Source organism: Methylocaldum sp. (assembly GCF_039794385.1).
Taxonomy (GTDB): domain Bacteria; phylum Pseudomonadota; class Gammaproteobacteria; order Methylococcales; family Methylococcaceae; genus Methylocaldum.
In genome coordinates, this window is sequence record NZ_JBDIVO010000075.1 from 1 (window position 1) to 17,339 (window position 17,339).

13 protein-coding genes are annotated in these 17,339 nt (G+C 56.2%); 6 read left to right on the forward strand and 7 right to left on the reverse strand.

Annotation, left to right across the window (positions count from 1 at the left end):
* Window positions 1-366 precede the first annotated feature (366 nt).
* The gene (locus ABJK70_RS08970; protein WP_347257807.1) at window positions 367-1,566 is read right to left on the reverse strand and encodes an acetate kinase; all 1,200 of its coding nucleotides are present in this window, start codon (window positions 1,564-1,566) and stop codon (window positions 367-369) included.
* A 70-nt stretch (window positions 1,567-1,636) separates the two neighbouring features.
* Complete coding sequence (locus ABJK70_RS08975) at window positions 1,637-4,015, reverse strand: phosphoketolase family protein (RefSeq protein WP_077730891.1); 2,379 nt, start codon at window positions 4,013-4,015, stop codon at window positions 1,637-1,639.
* 324 nt (window positions 4,016-4,339) lie between these two features.
* On the opposite strand from ABJK70_RS08975, the gene ABJK70_RS08980 reads away from it, so the two are divergent.
* On the forward strand, window positions 4,340-5,821 hold the full coding sequence (locus tag ABJK70_RS08980; RefSeq protein WP_086133483.1) for a polysaccharide biosynthesis C-terminal domain-containing protein: 1,482 nt from the start codon (window positions 4,340-4,342) through the stop codon (window positions 5,819-5,821).
* A gap of 35 nt (window positions 5,822-5,856) precedes the next feature.
* Here ABJK70_RS08980 and ABJK70_RS08985 read toward each other — a convergent pair whose 3' ends face one another.
* Both ABJK70_RS08985 and ABJK70_RS08990 read right to left on the reverse strand, forming a co-directional pair.
* On the reverse strand, window positions 5,857-6,567 hold the full coding sequence (locus ABJK70_RS08985) for a rhomboid family intramembrane serine protease (protein ID WP_240502550.1): 711 nt from the start codon (window positions 6,565-6,567) through the stop codon (window positions 5,857-5,859).
* Between the two features lie 183 nt (window positions 6,568-6,750).
* A complete protein-coding gene (locus tag ABJK70_RS08990; RefSeq protein WP_347257808.1) occupies window positions 6,751-8,958 on the reverse strand; it encodes a primosomal protein N' in 2,208 nt (735 codons plus the stop codon).
* A 369-nt stretch (window positions 8,959-9,327) separates the two neighbouring features.
* Between ABJK70_RS08990 and ABJK70_RS08995 the strand changes: the two genes are divergently transcribed.
* Complete coding sequence (locus ABJK70_RS08995) at window positions 9,328-9,918, forward strand: HNH endonuclease (RefSeq protein ID WP_077730887.1); 591 nt, start codon at window positions 9,328-9,330, stop codon at window positions 9,916-9,918.
* A gap of 58 nt (window positions 9,919-9,976) precedes the next feature.
* Here the strand turns inward: ABJK70_RS08995 and ABJK70_RS09000 are convergent, their stop codons facing one another.
* The 3 genes from ABJK70_RS09000 to ABJK70_RS09010 all read right to left on the reverse strand — a co-directional run bounded on the left by ABJK70_RS09000 (window position 9,977) and on the right by ABJK70_RS09010 (window position 11,684).
* Window positions 9,977-10,453 (reverse strand): HMA2 domain-containing protein, encoded by a 477-nt coding sequence (locus tag ABJK70_RS09000; RefSeq protein WP_077730886.1) that lies wholly within the window; start codon window positions 10,451-10,453, stop codon window positions 9,977-9,979.
* Window positions 10,454-10,455: 2 nt separating this feature from the next.
* Window positions 10,456-10,749: a DUF5132 domain-containing protein gene (locus ABJK70_RS09005; RefSeq protein ID WP_077730885.1), complete on the reverse strand. Its 294-nt coding sequence runs from the start codon at window positions 10,747-10,749 to the stop codon at window positions 10,456-10,458.
* Between the two features lie 116 nt (window positions 10,750-10,865).
* Window positions 10,866-11,684 carry an EcsC family protein gene (locus ABJK70_RS09010; RefSeq protein WP_347257809.1) on the reverse strand — a complete coding sequence of 273 codons (819 nt, stop codon included), beginning with the start codon at window positions 11,682-11,684 and terminating at the stop codon, window positions 10,866-10,868.
* A gap of 814 nt (window positions 11,685-12,498) precedes the next feature.
* Between ABJK70_RS09010 and ABJK70_RS09015 the strand changes: the two genes are divergently transcribed.
* The 4 genes from ABJK70_RS09015 to ABJK70_RS09030 all read left to right on the forward strand — a co-directional run.
* Window positions 12,499-12,972, forward strand: coding sequence for a hypothetical protein (locus tag ABJK70_RS09015; protein ID WP_156881663.1), 474 nt, complete (start codon window positions 12,499-12,501; stop codon window positions 12,970-12,972).
* A 132-nt stretch (window positions 12,973-13,104) separates the two neighbouring features.
* A complete protein-coding gene (locus tag ABJK70_RS09020) occupies window positions 13,105-14,634 on the forward strand; it encodes a hypothetical protein (RefSeq protein ID WP_156881662.1) in 1,530 nt (509 codons plus the stop codon).
* A gap of 1,247 nt (window positions 14,635-15,881) precedes the next feature.
* Window positions 15,882-16,928 (forward strand): magnesium transporter, encoded by a 1,047-nt coding sequence (locus ABJK70_RS09025; RefSeq protein WP_347257810.1) that lies wholly within the window; start codon window positions 15,882-15,884, stop codon window positions 16,926-16,928.
* Window positions 16,929-17,149: 221 nt separating this feature from the next.
* Window positions 17,150-17,339, forward strand: a 190-nt coding sequence (locus ABJK70_RS09030) for a hypothetical protein (protein WP_347257811.1), incomplete at its 3' end; no start/stop codon positions are given.

The window sequence follows — 17,339 nt, forward strand, 5'->3', positions numbered from 1 at the left end:
CCGCCCCGCTACCTCGTCGTGCATCCTTGTCTTCTTCATTCTTGCCCCTGGCCCAAGGGCCCCTGCGACAAAATGCCCCACTCCTAGGGTGCGTTGCAGTCTATCACTCATTCATGCCTTGTCAAGGCTATATCCGACGATTCCTACTGCCTTTCCGACTGGAGCTCTGAGGCCGCGATAAATCAGGGCAAAAGCACACACACAGAAAAGAGACTGGCACGCGTTCGCGCTCTTGCAGAAAGGCCAGGAATGGGCACTCCAAACGAGCCTGCCGCCCGGAATTCAGAGAACACGAAAGCTCAGTACCAAAAGAAATGGAAGAAGCCGCAAAGGAGTGAAAAAACACGTACCAATGGTTTTCCGAGACTATTCGATTGAACCGACGGACCGAGCATCAATCACTTCCGCGGCCTCGCGGGCGATTTCCAGCTCCTCGTCTGTCGGCACGATTAGGATTTTGGCTCGACTATGGGAGGCTTGCAGCTCCGACGTTTCGGACGCGTCCATTGCGTTTTTGCGTACATCGATCACGATTCCGAACGGCTCTAGACCCGAGCAGATTTTGTAGCGGATGGGAGCGGCATGCTCACCGATACCGCCCGTAAAGATCAACGCATCGATGTTACCCAGCACAGCCAGGTAGCCCCCGATGTATTTTTTGATCGCGTAACAGTACATTTCGACGGCCAACCGGGCGTCTTCGCCGCCGACCGCAGCACGCCGCAAAATTTCGCGCATATCATTCGCCCCGACGAGCGCCTTGAGCCCGGCGTTCCTGCTTAGAAGGCACTCCATGTCTCTCGCTGAATAATTGCGGGAGTTCATCAAATGGAGGACGATGCCGGGATCGATGTCGCCGCACCGCGTACCCATGATTAAGCCCGCCAAAGGCGTCATGCCCATCGATGTATCGACGCTACGGCCGTGCTTAATGGCTGTAGCGCTCGCCCCATTACCCAAGTGCAACGCGATGAAGTTGCACGACTCCGGCGGTCGCCCCAGATGGGCGGCGGCTCGTTTCGTGACGTACGCGAACGAGGTTCCGTGAAACCCGTACCGGCGTATTCGATCGTCCCGATAAAATTTTTTCGGCAGCGCGTAATGGTAGGCGTGAGGCGGCATGGATTGGTGAAAGGCCGTATCGAACACAGCGACCTGAGGCACGCCTGGCCAGAGTGCGCGGCAAACCTCAATGCCCAGCAAATTTGGCGGATTATGGAGAGGCGCGAGCGGAACAGCCGCTCGAATCGCCGCCATGACCGAATCGTCGACGACGACAGCGGAACGGAAAGTCTCCCCTCCGTGCACCACACGGTGGCCGATTGCAAAAAGCTCGTTCGGGTCCGGCAACTCGCCAGACTCGTCGAGCCTCCGCATCACTTCGGCAAAGGCTTGACGGTGGTCAGCGAATCCATGCCCCTCACCACCATCTTCAGGCGAAGAAGCGCGAGTCTCTCCAATTCGTTCGATAATGCCTGACAGCAGGACACGTTCGTCACTCAGATCAAACAACCGATACTTTACGGACGAACTACCCGAGTTGAGGACCAAAAGCTTCCTCTGCATGAGTTCTCAGTCAGCTTGAGGGAGTGCGTCTACGAAATCCTTTCCGGGCCGCGCCATCGTCGCTCGCTCATTATTGAGGCCATGTCCAATTGGCGAACTCCGGCTTGTCCACACCGTGCTCATACGCATAATTGCTGCACTCGATCTGCATGTCGCGAAGCTTTTCCTTGACATGGGCGCCCGCAACCAACAGCCCCGGCACGCGATTAATCACATCGATCGCCAGGCTGAAACGGTCGATTTCGTTCTCGATGGCCAATTCCAGCGGGGTATTGATATTTCCTTTCTCTTTATACCCTCGCACGTGCAGGTTCTTATGATTGGTTCTTCTGTAAGAGAGGCGATGGATCAGCCACGGATACCCGTGGAAATTGAAAATAATCGGCTTATCCAAGGTGAAGAGACTGTCGAAATCGCGGTCGTTAAGGCCGTGGGGGTGTTCGCTTGCAGGCTGCAGCTTGAACAAATCGACCACATTGATGAAACGGATCTTCAATGTCGGGAAGTGTTCGCGCAGGAGCATGACAGCCGCTAGCGCCTCTTTCGTTGGGATGTCGCCGCAACCCACCATGACGACATCCGGCTCCGAACCCTGGTCGTTGCTCGCCCAATCCCAGATTCCCAGGCCCTTGATGCAATGCTTTATCGCTGCTTCCATGTCCAAATACTGCAAATGCTTCTGTTTGTCCGAAACAATCACGTTGACGTTATAGGTACTTCGGAGGCAATGGTCCGCCACGCATAGGAGCGTATTGACGTCGGGGGGCAGATAAATACGGGTCACTTCGGGGCTCTTGTTGACCACGAGATCGAGAAACCCCGGATCCTGATGAGTGAAGCCGTTATGATCCTGTCGCCATACGGTAGAGGTGATCAAGAGGTTCAGGGAAGATACGGGAGCGCGCCAGGGGATGTCGTTGGCGATATCCAGCCATTTTGCGAACTGGTTGAACATCGAGTCGATCACGTGGACGAAGGCCTCATAGGTCGAGAAGAATCCGTGCCGCCCGGTAAGCAGATAGCCCTCGAGCCAGCCCTCCAGCGTGTGCTCCGACAACATTTCCATAACACGCCCCTCCGGCGATAATTCGCCGCCGTCGGCGTCCTCCGGCAAGTAGTCGGCCAGCCACATTTTTTTGCTGGCTTCGTACACATCATCCAGCTTGTTGGAAGTGGTCTCGTCCGGACCGAATACCCGGAAGTTACTAGGATTTAGCGCCAGAATGTCGCGCAAAAAGCGTCCGAGGGGCCGCGTATTTTCCGACTCCACGGAACCAGGTTTCGGCACCTCGACCGCATAATCGCGAAAATCGGGCATCCTTAAAGCTTTACGGAGCAAGCCACCATTGGCATGGGGATTGGCGCTCATGCGCCGATTCCCCCTGGGAGCCAGAGCCTTCAACTCGGGAACGAGGCGGCCGGTGGCATCGAACAGCTTCTCCGGCTCATAACTTCGCATCCATTCTTCGAGCATCTTGAGGTGCTCCGGATTCTGGGCGACTCCTGCGAGCGGCACTTGGTGCGAACGCCAGAAACCTTCTATTTTGTGGCCGTCGACCGTCTTGGGTCCTGTCCACCCCTTCGGGCTGCGCAGCACGATCATAGGCCACCGCGGGCGGCTCAGGCCACCGCCCTGGCGGGCTTCCTGCCGAATCCGACGAATTTCGAGCACGCAATGTTCTAAAGTAGCCGCCATCGCTTGATGCATGGTTTCCGGATCGCTGCCCTCGACAAAATAGGGCGTCCATCCATATCCCGCGAACAGCTGCTCCAGTTCCTCATGGGAAATGCGCGCCAGGACGGTCGGATTATTGATCTTATATCCATTGAGGTGGAGGATCGGCAGTACCGCACCGTCCCGAACCGGATTGAGGAATTTATTCGAATGCCAGGAGGCTGCGAGAGCTGCGGTTTCTGCCTCGCCATCGCCGACCATTACGGTAACCAAGAGATCGGGGTTATCGAACGCCGCACCGAAGGCATGGGAAATGCTGTAACCTAACTCTCCCCCTTCATGGATCGATCCCGGCATTTCCGGCGTGCAATGGCTGCCGATTCCGCCTGGAAACGAGAATTCCCTGAAGAACAGACGCATCCCCTCTTCGTCTTCATTTTTATTCGGATAGATTTCGGAGTACGTACCCTCGAGATAAACCGGCGCCAATACGCCTGGCGCTCCATGACCGGGGCCGGTGATGAAAATCGCATCAAGATCGTACTTATTGATTAGGCGATTGAGATGAACGTAGCTGAAACTCAAGCCGGGACTGGAGCCCCAATGACCGAGCAAGCGCTTTTTGATATGCCCCGGCTGCAAAGGCTCTTTCAGCAGAGGATTGTCCTTCAGATAAATCATGCCCACCGCAAGGTAGTTGCACGCCCGCCAGTAGGCATCGAGTTTTTGCAGCTCGTCGGCCTCGAGTGGGTGTTCCGCGATAAAAGACGCCATGGGCTTACCTCGCTGTTTGTTAGCTGATGAACTTAAGAAACAAGGCCGATTAAAACTCGGCCTTCATCATTGACTTTGCTTCGAAAACAACCAATTTTAGTTTGACAAGCTTAGATGAGCATAATTTGATTACTTTTATCCGAAAAACCATGCAAATGCCGACGCGAACATCTATGAATTCGCGAAAACTTCCCACAAACGGCAACTCTTAAACGAGAACGTCGTGACACGGGTTGGAACGCATGAGAAACCGCACAAGATTTTGGCGTCCATCCGGACTCGCCATAAAATGACGGCCTTCAAACATCGCCGGCGCATCAACTTTTGAACCCTCTCCGCAAGCTTGCCTCGCAAACCGTCATCTACGGCTTGAGCAGCATCATCGGCAGATTCCTCAACTATCTGCTGGTTCCGCTGTACACCTATACGTTTCCGGCGCAGGAATACGGCATCGTTTCGGAGTTTTATGCCTACGCCGGCTTTTTCGCCGTACTCCTGGTGTTCGGCCTGGAAACGGGCTTTTTCCGCTTCAGCAACCGGGAAGAACTCCGGTCGGACACCGTATACTCGACGGCGCTCGTCTTCTTGATATTGGCGAACCTGGCGTTTGTCTCCGGAATCGTCGTATTTCGCGAACCGCTTGCGGCGCTGCTCCGCTATTCGGAGCATCCGGAATATCTGGTGTGGTTCGGCGCGATTCTGGCGCTCGATTCCATCTCGGCACTGCCGTTCGCCAAACTGCGCTCCGAAAACCGGGCTTGGCGCTTTGCCGGCATCAAACTGATCGAAATCGTACTCGCCATAGGACTCAACCTGTTCTTCCTGGTTTATTGCAAAAAGGCCGAGGAGCTTTGGCCGAACTCGCTTGGAGCGCGTTTGTACGATCCGGCTATCGGTGTCGGCTATATCTTCCTGGCCAATCTTGCGGCCAGCGCGTTCAAGCTCCTGCTGCTCCTGCCGCAATTCAAAAGCTTGCGGCATGGGCTCGATTCGCGACTCCTGAAAAGCTTGCTGGCTTACTCTCTGCCGATGGTGGTGATCGGATTTGCGGGGATGGTCAACGAAATGCTCGACCGCGCCATCCTGAAATTTCTGCTGCCCTATGATCTTGCGACCAATCTGCGCATGCTGGGCATCTATGGCGCGTGCTACAAGCTGTCGATCCTGATGTCGCTCTTCATACAGGCCTTCCGGTATGCAGGCGAACCCTTCTTTTTTGCATACGCCGGACGGGCGGACGCGAAGCGCGCTTATGCCCTCGTGATGAATTATTTCGTGATCTTCTGCGTATTCATCTTCCTGGTGGTGACCCTGTACATCGACGTATTCAAGTACTTCGTCGGCGTGGAATACCGGGAAGGGCTTCACGTCGTGCCCGTTTTGCTCTTGGCCAATCTGTTCCTGGGCATCTACGTCAACCTGTCGATCTGGTACAAACTCACCGATCGAACCCTGATGGGGGCATGGGTATCCTTGATCGGCGCCGCGCTCACCATCGGCCTGAATATATGGTGGATTCCGATCATGGGCTACATGGGCTCGGCCTGGGCGACGCTGGCGTGTTATGCCACGATGACCGTCATTTCCTACGCTCTCGGTCAATACTATTACCCGGTGCGCTATCCGCTAGGAAAGATCGTGGGCTATCTCCTGCTCGGATTATTGCTGTACGGCGGACACAAAGATCTGGTGGAGTCGTGCGGCTTGACGTCCTGGACGGTCGGCACGGCATTCCTCGGGCTTTACCTCCTGATCGTCGCCCTGGTGGATATGCGCCCTATGCTCAGAAAACGGCAGCCGGCATAAGACTCGCTCTCGGCAGAACGTCGGCAGACTGAAAATCAGTAGCGGTCATACGGCCCCGCCGCATGCCGAAGATGCTGAGCCAGATAATCCGGTCGATGCATGGGACCAGCCAAAATCAGGCCAGCCAGAAATCCCCCCACGTGTGCCCAGAACGCCACGCCACCGCCAGCCTCTTGTAGGGCTGGGAGTCCACCTGCGATCTGGATGAAGAACCAATATCCCAGCATGGCAATGGCCGGCAAAGCCACGGTAGTCACATAGAATCCGAGGAAGATCAGCGTCACTATTCTGGCCCTCGGATAGAGCCGAGCATACGCCCCCATTACCCCTCCGATCGCGCCGGAAGCCCCCACCATGGGTATTGCCGCAGCGGGATCGGTAAAGATCTGAGCGCCGGCGGCGGCCAAGCCACATGCGAGATAAAAAATAACGAACCGTATCGGCCCCATCGAGTCTTCGACGTTGTCGCCGAACACCCAAAGGAACCAGAGATTTCCGATGATGTGAAACCACCCGCCGTGGAGGAACATATGGGTCACCAGGGTCAGGACGGACGTGTCCCCGGTCAGCTCGCAGCCCAGATTTTCTCCGAGGGGAATGACGGTTCCGGCCGGTACGCGATCGAACAGCTCACCCGGGATCAAGCCATAATTGCACAAGGACCACGCCAGCGGCTCGCCGTTACCCAAGCCTTGAACAAAAACCCAACTGGCGATATTCAGGCCGATTATCGCAATCGTCGCCACTGGCCTCCTGACAATCGGATTTTCGTCTCGTAATGGGAACATAGATTCCTCGCATGTCTTGTGAGTGGTGTTTGGGAAACCCAAGGCCGTCGCGACACTCGACTCCAGCGCCATGCTAATTGGAGTCCGGGAGAAAAAGAAGCCAAGATCAAGCGAACCTGTAAACGGCGCCACTAGCCGCTATCAATAAAGGTCGACCGGATCGACGTCTATAGACCAACGGACTCGCTTGGCTTCATCAAGTTCCGAAATCAACGGCAGCAGTGACTCGATAAGTCCGTGCAGCAGATTGCGCCTGGCGGATTGAAACAGCAGTTGATAACGCTGCCGTCCGGCTCGCCGCGCCATCGGTGCGGGAACCGGCCCCAACACCAACAATTCGGGCGACGGTCGCTCGTTCGCAAGATCGGCAACTCGCCCCAAGAAGCTTCGCGGCGCATCGATGTCGGTCGCCTCCGCCCGCCATAGCGCCTGATAGGTAAAGGGGGGCAACTGCGCCGCTCGGCGCTCGTCCGTACAGGCTTTTGCAAAACCGGAATAGCCGTCCCTGATCAACACATGAAGCAATGGGTGGCCAGGGTGCCGAGTCTGCAAAACGACGGTGCCCATTCGTTCTTCCCGCCCGGCGCGGCCCGCTACTTGAATAATCAATTGCGCAGTCCGTTCGCCGGAACGAAAGTCGGTGCTGTAGAGGCCGGAATCCACATCCGTGATTCCGACCAGCGTGACCCGCGGAAAATGATGGCCTTTCGCCAGCATCTGGGTGCCGATCAGGATATCCATCCGGCCTTCGTGAATGTCGTTCAAAAGCGTTTCCAATCGTCCTTTGCGCCGCGTGCTGTCGCGGTCAATGCGCACTATGCGGGCGCCTGGGAACAACTCTGCCAACGCGTTCTCCACGCGCTCGGTCCCGAGCCCCAAGGGGCGAAGGTCTTCACTGCCGCAGCCGTTACAAGAACGGGCCAAGGACTGTTCGAACCCGCAGTGATGGCAACGCAGACGCCCGTCACCGGCATGAACGACCAAGTTCGCGTCGCAACGTCGGCAACGGGCGACCCATCCGCAGGCGTGACAAATCAAAGTCGGCGCAAAACCGCGCCGATTGACGAACAACAGCGCCTGCTCGCCGCGGCTCAATGTGTCGGCAATATACGCGATCAGTGCCGGCGAAAGCCCTTCCCGCAAGCGATGCCCTCGAATATCGAGCAATCGGAAGCTGGGTTGGAGCGCCCCGCCTGCGCGATGAAGAAGCCGCAAATGCCGATACCGCTCCTGCGATACGTTGCAGAGACTTTCCAAAGACGGCGTGGCCGACCCCAACAGAATAGGAATGTTGAACAGCCGGGCTCGCATGACGGCCACGTCGCGCGCCGAGAAGCGGAAGCCATCCTGCTGCTTGAATGAAGTGTCGTGCTCCTCGTCCAGAATGATCATCCCCGGCGACTTCATCGGGGTGAAGACGGCGGAACGGGTACCGAGCAGAATACTCACCTCCCCTCGCTGCATTTGTAGCCAGGAACGGCAGCGCTCGGTTTCCGTGAGCCCGGAATGAAATATCGCGACCGGAACCGAGAAGCGGCTGCGAAAGCGGGCTTGCAACTGAGGCGTCAGATTGATTTCCGGCAGCAAGATCATGATCTGCTCGCCTCGCGCCAAAACCTCCTGCGTCAATTGCAGATACACTTCGGTTTTACCGCTGCCGGTCACGCCTTCCAGCAAGAAAGCGGCGTACGCGCCCATGGCCTCCCGAACGGCGGCTATTGCGCGCTGCTGGTCCTCGTTGAGATCGAAAGGAGGAGATTTGAGTGAATTGTGGGCAGGTACTTGCGCTTCCCGGCTCTGGCACCAGCACGCCAAACCTTTCCGAACCAGGCCGTCTACAGCACCGCGCCAGTCCCAATCCAGTTCGCTCAAAAGACTATGAGGAACGCCGTTCGGATGCTCGCGGAGCAATCCGATCAACGCCGCTTGGCGAGGGGCTCTCTTGCATGACTGCGCCGCGAAAGCATAGTCCTCCGTGACCAGGCGAAGAACCCTTTCTCCCGCGAGCTCGGCCGCACTGCCCTTGCGCAACAGGACGGCCAGAGCCGCTGCGACGACCTCACCGATAGGATGGTGATAATAACGGCTCGCCCAGTTGAGCAACCGGAGATCGTCGGAAGACAGCAAGGGATCGCTGTCGAGTATCGCTAACGCCTCCTTCAAACGTCCACGGTCCACCTCCGATTCTTCCGCAATGTCCATCAATACGCCAATTTTTCGGCGACGGCCGAAGGGAACTTCGACGCGGACGCCAAGCTTCAAACTCTGAATATCGGAGGCTGAAGGAGGAAGATAGTCGAACAGACGTCGCAAAGGCACCGAAACAGCGATCTTAAGAATTTTCGTCATGTTCAACGAACTGCCACAAATCCCGGGTAGAATCGGGAAAACCGCAACACGCTTAGCAGAAAAGCAAAATCTTGCTTATCCACAGTTTCTGTGGATAACTTTGTGGAATAGATGTCGGGATGTTGCCGAAAAATGCATGAAGACTAGACTTTCATTAAATTGTAAAGATTTTGACCAAAACTTATTTTTTATAATTTTATCAATGCCTTATTTGGTCACAAAAAAATCTAATCGCGGCAGCACTGATTCAAATTTTTCCTTGACAAACAAATTGAATACACTGTGCATAAGTCGACCGACGACAGCAACCGGAAATCAAGTGTTTAACCATTCTGCAATGAAAGACAACAATCGAACGATGGAGGATCTATGGAGATTTATCATCTACAGGTGTTACGTACCGATGCCTCTGGCATGCCGCTGGAATGGATAGGCTACCAAGAGGCGGCAAAGCTTTATCATCTAGGTGAAGTAGCCTATAGCTGCGGTACCCACCTGTATACGCTGCGGGGTGGCATTAATGCCAAGACGGGGCGCCGCAGTCTCATCGAAGTCAATTCGATCATCGCCACACACCACCACCATAACAACGGCTACGGCATCGATCCCAACTACGTTCCGCCCCTAAGCAATCCTGCCCTATTCCGCCGCGACAACAATCTTTGTCTTTACTGCGGCCACCGATTTCACCATAGCGACCTTTCCCGCGACCACATCACTCCGATCAGCGTCGGAGGCGCCGACACCTGGAACAATGTCGTAACCGCATGCAAGCGCTGCAACAACCATAAAGCCGGACGAACCCCGGAACAAGCCGGCATGCAACTCCTAGCCATTCCGTTCACCCCAACCCACGCGGAATATGTCTACCTACAAGGACGCCGGGTATTGAGCGATCAAATGGAATTCTTGAAAGCGCATTTTCCCCGCAAAAGCCCTTTGCATCAGCGGTTAAGCTAGCGCCTTCAGCTCCCTCAGATGGTCTGCAACATCCGACAAAGAGTACGCGCGCTTCCGGCTAGTGTTTGCCGATTTTGTCCGAACCGACCAGACTGATCGCTTCCCAAAGCATGGAAACCGCCGGCACCAGAATCTGCCCGCGTCTCGCCTGATAAACAGCCAATCCCACCAACAAAAGAAAAAAGGCCGACTGCAAATCCACTAGCCCGCCACTCGCGGTGGTAAGGCTGCGGTCAAATGCATTGAGACCCTTGGTTGCGTGCTGACCCAGCGTGCGGACGGGTGTGGCCGACAAGGGTTTAACGGAAAATAAAGCGGCTTGCTCCGCATACCTTGCAACATCGATTGCACTCGTTTCCGCGGCGTGAAGCAGCAAAACGCTACCGGTAAACGCATTGAGCTTGACGCTGGTAACGCCCGGACATTCGGCTAAACGTTCGGCGAGAGCGGCAAAAAAGGCCGAATCATTGCGCTTTTCGGGAATTCTCAGCCGTAATCGACCGGCTAGCTCGTGAACGACGAAGGCCGAGACCATCTTTAGCCTTTCATATCGCTTTCCGCAGCGGCTTGCTCGGCGGCTTCGAATCCTTCCGCTGCGGCCGCCTGCTCTGCCAGCTCCGCTCGAACCTCGGCCACCAGATCTTCGAAGGTTTCGCCGGCTTCAGCCGCCCATTCGCGGCCTTTTTCGAACAGCAGGATGCCGGTCTTCACGGCTGCTCGTGCAACTGGCCGCAGCGCCGGCGCAAGAACGACACCGGCCGCCACCATGCCAAGCCCGATCACAACGCCTTTGGCCACACCGTTTTCAAGAAAATCGCCGAAACCAGCCATCGCTACCTCCCTGGATTCCAGAAACCCCATTGATAAGAAAAAACCTCGGCCGCATAAAAAGCCAAGGGTATTATGCCAGCGGGCCAAGAACCACGAAAAGTTTAAATAAGGGAAAGCTAAACTGACGCGTACGAGAGCTTGTACTCGGGGGTCCGCAGCTTATCGTACTCCGCTCGAATGAGCCTCGGGCCGTACTTCCGCTCGAGACGGCGGATCGTAAAGTGGCTATGTGCCATAACTTGAAAGTGCTGAATGAACACGCTGTTGACCAAAGCGCCGCCGACCGCCCCCACAATCGGGACGATTTCCGCCGCGGCTTTTTCCGAGACCGTTATGCCGAAACGGCTCGAGATCATCATAATAAAATCCACCAACATCGGCGCGCCGGCCCGATTGCCTAGGCCGTTCCGAGCGATATAGCTGGAGGCTGCCGCAACGGGCCGCTCCAAAGCGAGACGCAACCCGTAGTACCCGGCATCAGCCGCATCATCTTCCTTAGTACGCCCACCCAAGGCGAACACTTCGAGACATGCCAGACGGGTCGCGATATCGTCGAGATCTTCGCCCTCGCTGCGGGCGATATCGGCAATCGAACGCAGCATGAGAACGGTCGTAAACGGCAGCTCCACCAGCAAGGCCGGACCGCCTAAAAAACCACCGACCGCGCCGCTCGCGATGCTGAGCAACTTGTAATACACGTCGCGGGATGGCGTCCCCGGCTTATTGTCCAAGCTCGTGACCGCCACGCCCAAAGCCTTCCAAATGGCATTCTCGGCGCAGCGATGCAGTCTTCGGTACCATGGCGTTGGCAAAAGCTTAAGCCCTTTCTCCAAGGGTGTGCCGACCGCATCGGCAAGCCTGACGGCGAAGGCGGGATATTCTAGATGCCGATATGCCCGCTTGAGACTCAAATAGTCTTGGTGCGACAAAGCCATGGGTCTGCCACTCATAATCAGATCGCTCGCTCGGCCCGAACCGCTGTTTGCAAAGAGCGTGAAAATAGCCGCACGAGATTACAGTTATATGACGGCAGCCGTCGAGGGCCATGTTATTACCGCTCCCGTGCCGCCTCATGGAACGCTTTTCAATAAGGCGAGAGCAAATCCCAAAACCATTCTGATCGTACATTGAGGTTGCCGCGGCCAGATCCGACCAACACTGTCAGATGATTTGAACTGCCACTCCCGATTCGAAGCTGCCATTCGTAGCGGTCGTCCATGCGCCTGATTTTCGGCTAAAGCGGAAGATCGCGGATTGATGATTGCGACTTTGCCTGAACGTCAGCTTTTGATATTGCCCACGTAGCGCTTAGTACCCAAAGCTGCTGGGCCTTATTATTAACCCGGCCTATAAATATAGGCCGGGTTAATCCGGGGCAGGGATGCCCCGGCGCGGCGACCAGCCGCTTGAGCCCAGGCCGGGCGTGTACCGGCCTGGGCGGCGGCCCGAAATACCAGGAGGGTATTTACAGGCCTGATTAATAAGGGCTCAAATGGCAGTTCTCCAGACATACAATCCCTACCCCCTTTTTTACTTGGACAAGGTGTCCTTCGAATATCGGTTTAGTCTCCTCCCGCCCCATAAGGGAGCCGATATTTGGATCGAAATGACGGACAGCCACTTTCATCCTCGGCATCCAAATATTTCAATGATTCGTCGGCCACACCCGCGATAACCTGTGATTCTGGCAAATCCGATTCTTTCATCAAATGCGTTATGGCGAAGAGGCGTTTCGCGTAGGAGGTGACTATGACGAAACACAATCGCAACGTGTATGGGGTAGTCCTACAGCCGTTGACAGTATTGCTTGTCTTTGTGGCATTAGCCTCATCTTCGAGAGCGGACGCTCCAAGACCAGCATTTACCGAACGCGGCATCGAAGGAAGGTGGGGATTTTCGGGGGAGTTCGGGATGATTGTGCCCCCCGCTGCCCCTCAAGCGGTGCCAACGGCCGCCCTTGGCACGGTGATCTTTGATGGCCACGGAGGCTGCGCGGTCACCACGACTGTCAATATCAACGGGACTATCCTCGGACCTCTCACGTCCAAGACGTGCACCCATTCGGTCAATCCCGATGGCACGGGTACCAGTGTCGCCGAGTTCTCGGGAACGGCCTTTGATGGGCCTTCGACAGTCGCGTTTGTGATCGTCGACCGCAATCGCGAGATCCGATTCATCAACACCACCCTCACGGTCGCCGGATTTACCGCCAAGCGGCAGTAGCTAGAGCCGCTCGATAATGGCATCGCATCTCCTGAATGACTCTTCACATCAACACTGTCATGACCGCAAGCTTTAGTTCCTGCACAAACAGCGATAACGGCAACCGCAGCGAAACCATGAAAGGAGGACAATATGGCACGAGTAGAAGGATTTGAGCCGGCGAATAGCGATCAGGTGCCGGTAGATGCTAATGGAAATCCCGTCGCCGTGGGCGTGTGGGGTGACTCCACCACCGGAGTAGGCGTGTTCGGTACGAGCGGCGCTCTCCCTCCTAACGTAGCGAACATCCCTACTAACATCGCCGGGGTGGAAGGCCACAGCATCCAAAATCCGGGAGTATTTGGCCGCAGCATCGAGGGCGAAGGTGTCGCGGGCGAAAGCTTGCAGAGCCTAGGTATGCTTGGCCGAAGTGCAACCGGCACTGGCGTATTGGGCGTTACATTTGTTCCAACTCCCGACGCCTCCGGTGTCTTCGGCTCCAGCACTACCGGTGGTAACGGCGTGACCGGCTTCGTCGGCGAGGCCACCGGCGTGGTGGGAAGTAGCATCAGGGGTACCGGCGTCCGCGGGACTAGCGGCGATGGGGATGGCGTACTTGGTGAACGTTTCGGTGTACCTACCGGCGGCTTCGAAGCCGGCGTACGCGGACTCTGCGATGCCGGGTTCGGCGTCGTGGGCTCCAGCAACTCTCTAGTGGGTGTGTTCGGCTTAGCCGGCACAGAGCGAACAAGAGGCATTGGCGTAGCCGGAGCAGCAGTCAATACCGGCACCGGCGTATCTGGCGTAGCGGGAGAAGGCACGGGCGTGCGTGGCGATAGTGCCTCTGGCTCCGGTGTGAGTGGCAATAGCCGCGGTGGTTTCTTCAGCGCCGGTGTGAGTGGCGATAGCAGCGGTGGTTTCATCAGCGTTGGTGTGTGGGGTACAAGTTCTGCTCAAAGGGGCATTGGCGTGTACGGCAGAGGGGGTGAAGATGGATGGGCAGCATTTCTCGATGGAAAAGTCGAGGTTTTTGGTCCTTTAATCAAGTCCGGTGGTGGCTTCAGGATCGATCACCCCCTTGAGCCGGCGCACAAGTACCTTGCTCACTCATTTGTCGAGTCGGCCGAGATGAAGAATGTTTATGACGGGGTTGCGGCTCTTGACGGGAATGGGGAGTGTTTTGTGGAGCTTCCTGAATGGTTTGAAGCCCTCAATTGCGACTTCCGCTATCAGCTCACCTCTATTGGCGAGCCTGCCCCTAACCTTCATGTCGCTCGGGAGATTTCAAACAATCGCTTCAATATTGCGGGAGGTAAGTCGGGGATGAAAGTTTCTTGGCAGGTAACAGGCATTCGCAAGGATTCTTGGGCGCAAGCACATCCATTAATAGTAGAGGAAGAAAAGCCTGCGGATGAGCAGGGTTATTATCGGCACCCAGAGTCGTACAATCAGCCCCCGGAAAATAGCACTTTTTGGAAGGGGAACTCTGAATTAATGCTCCAGCTTGCGGCGCAACAGGAAGGCTTATTCAGCAAAGAGATTGACCAGCTACGAGCCAAACAGATGGCATCTCCAGAAGAGCCATCGAAGATCGACCGCGCCCGCCTTGAGGAGGAGTGGCGACGGGTGGAGGAGTTAGTGCAGCGAATGGGCCAACCGACCCTGAGTAAGGATAGCGAGTAAACGAGGGCCTCGGAAAGCCACCACAGGCAGGACACAAAGTCCGCGCACGAAACGGACGGTCACGTCTACATCGGTTTCACTTTCGATGTAGGGTGCGTTGCGTGCACCCTGCATCGTCGAACCGTATGCAGCGCACAGTATCTCCTTCATCATTTTCTAGCTTTTAGCTCCCCTGAGTACATTCCGCAAATATTTGCGGAATCTCGACTGATTGGCTTGATTGGCGGGGTTGTCCTGCAGGTTGCCTATGCCGCAAGACTTCCCTGAATGTACTTAGAGCGTTTTCATCTCGCTCGTACGGCAAAACAGGCTTGGCGGACGTCGTTGGCGCCTTCGGCTCGGGTGAATGGATTCAAGCATTCGTAGGTCGGCAATCCTTTCCCAATCGCAAACGGTCGCTTTAGTCGCGACCCTTCCGACGAAGACGCTCGGCGGGACGTGTCGTCGGGAAAGGATTCCCGACCTACTCGCTGAGTACATTCCGCAAATATTTGCGGAATGTACTTAGCCCTGCCTGTCAGCGCCCAAGCCTAACTGTGCGTATATCGACTCCTCCCCGAGCGCAAGAAACCGATCGATAGGGATGGCGACAAGGAAGCGCATGCAGTCGTATATCCGGCATCTTGAAGTGGGCTCTTGGTGGCCCGTGCCGACATGGAATCTGCGCACGGAGCGCCAATCGCTACAAGCGGCACGCGAGCTGCCGGCAAAGTTATCGGCGTCAATCCGTGTGGGTACAACCCTCTTAGCCATGATGGGCGATCGGTCTCAAAGCAAGCGAGTGAATAGGACATCAAAACTCTGCGAACATCATTGTCACGAAGCCACGGCATAGGCGCTGCGCGCCAGCTTGCGCCGTGGTCGGCACGGCGGCCGCTATAGGGATGGCAGCCCGCAGCGCGGCGTAACAGTTCCGCATCAACTTCGAAATCTTTTGATCACACTCCATGGTTATCCTTGAACGTGTTTATCGGACTATCGAAGTCTCCAATAGCGATCATCCAAGGCCCCGGTACCGGAATGCCGCTTTTCTCTCGGCCTTGACCATTGGCCGATAGAGACACGTGACGAAATGTAGTTCACGGAAACATCAAGAAATGCGCATAGGATCGCCCCGGTACACGTATAACCTGGCTTGGGGATTAATTCCGATACCCCGCAGCGGGACTTGACGGGTATTCGGTCGCAAGGGAAAGTGCGCCGATAAACTCGAACGAGCCGGCCTTGGTCGCGCTGGACTCCGAGTCATGCCCCAAATTGAACAAATGCAGAAAGCGAATATGGAAAAAGCCATCGAAAAGAAAAGACGCCCGACGAAATCTCGAAAGAGAAATCACCGCCAGGGCGAAACGGCCGGCACCCACCTGACGGCCAGCGTACCCCGCGCCTATTCGAACGAAACCGCGGCGGCCGTTCAAACTCGCTTAAGAGAACACCGCTTCGATCACGCTGAATTGATCTGTATCACCGATCCGGAAGATCGGCTGCTCGGGTGTGTCGTTCTGGAGGATTTGATCGCCTTGCCCGCGGAGACGCCTATGGGAGACGTTCTTAAGGCACTGCCCATGGTCCGCGTAGACGAAGATCAAGAGAAACTGGCGTCCTTGGCGCTGCACCATCGGCTGACCGCGGTTCCCGTCGTCGACCATGGGGGACATTTCCTCGGCGTGGTACCGCCCCTGGCGCTGATGCACATCTTGCGACATGAGCACGTGGAAGATCTGCACCGCCTCGCCGGGATCAAACGCGAGACGCATCAGGCGCGGGAAGCTATGGAATCGGCCCCGCTGCGGCGAGCGCGGGACCGGTTGCCGTGGTTGATGCTCGGACTGGTGGGCAGTGCCTTGGCGACCCAGGTCGTTGCGCAATTCGAGGCACAATTGCAGGACCGGATCGCTATCGCCTTTTTCATTCCGGGTTTAGTTTATATCGCCGATGCCATCGGCACTCAGACCGAGGCCATTGCCGTACGCGGGCTATCGCTCTCTCATGCGAACCTCCGCTCGCTGCTCGGCGGGGAAATGCGGACCGGCCTACTGATCGGCCTTACCTTGGCTGCCGTCACTCTCCCTATAATCTGGCTGATCTTCGGGGACTTTTATCTGGCGCTGGCGGTTGCCGTGGCGTTGTTTTCGGCCGGCTGCGTGGCGACGACGATCGGGCTCTTTCTTCCGTGGCTGTTGGGGGAGTTGGGAACGGACCCCGCCTACGGCAGCGGCCCCCTCGCAACCATTCTGCAGGACGTCATGAGTCTTTTGATCTATTTCGCCGCGGTCAACCTCTTTTTATTTTAGAAAGCGGCAGGGAATGCAGTGACTTCGCTCAACCCGGCTTAAGCCGCCCTGCCCCCTCCGCCGGCGCGAAACCGATGATCTTGCTCAGGCTACGATCTATTTCCGTTACGACGCTGTTCATCTTTTGGCAATAACGCTTTAATGACCCTCCGGGATCGACAGCGTCAAGGATCGGTCTCAAGGCCATCAGCTGATCTTTTGGCAATCCGGAGCCACAATGTATGCATCCACACATCGGTCTAGATCATCTCACAGGCTACCGCTTTCAGATCATCGAGCTCAGTGCGGACACCAACACGGTACTGCTCCACTACGAAGAAACCGCCTGGCCGCAGGAGGTCGAACCCACCCGCCGGATGGCGTGGACCGAATTCGTCGATCATCTTATCCAGGGCCACTTTGAAATCCTGC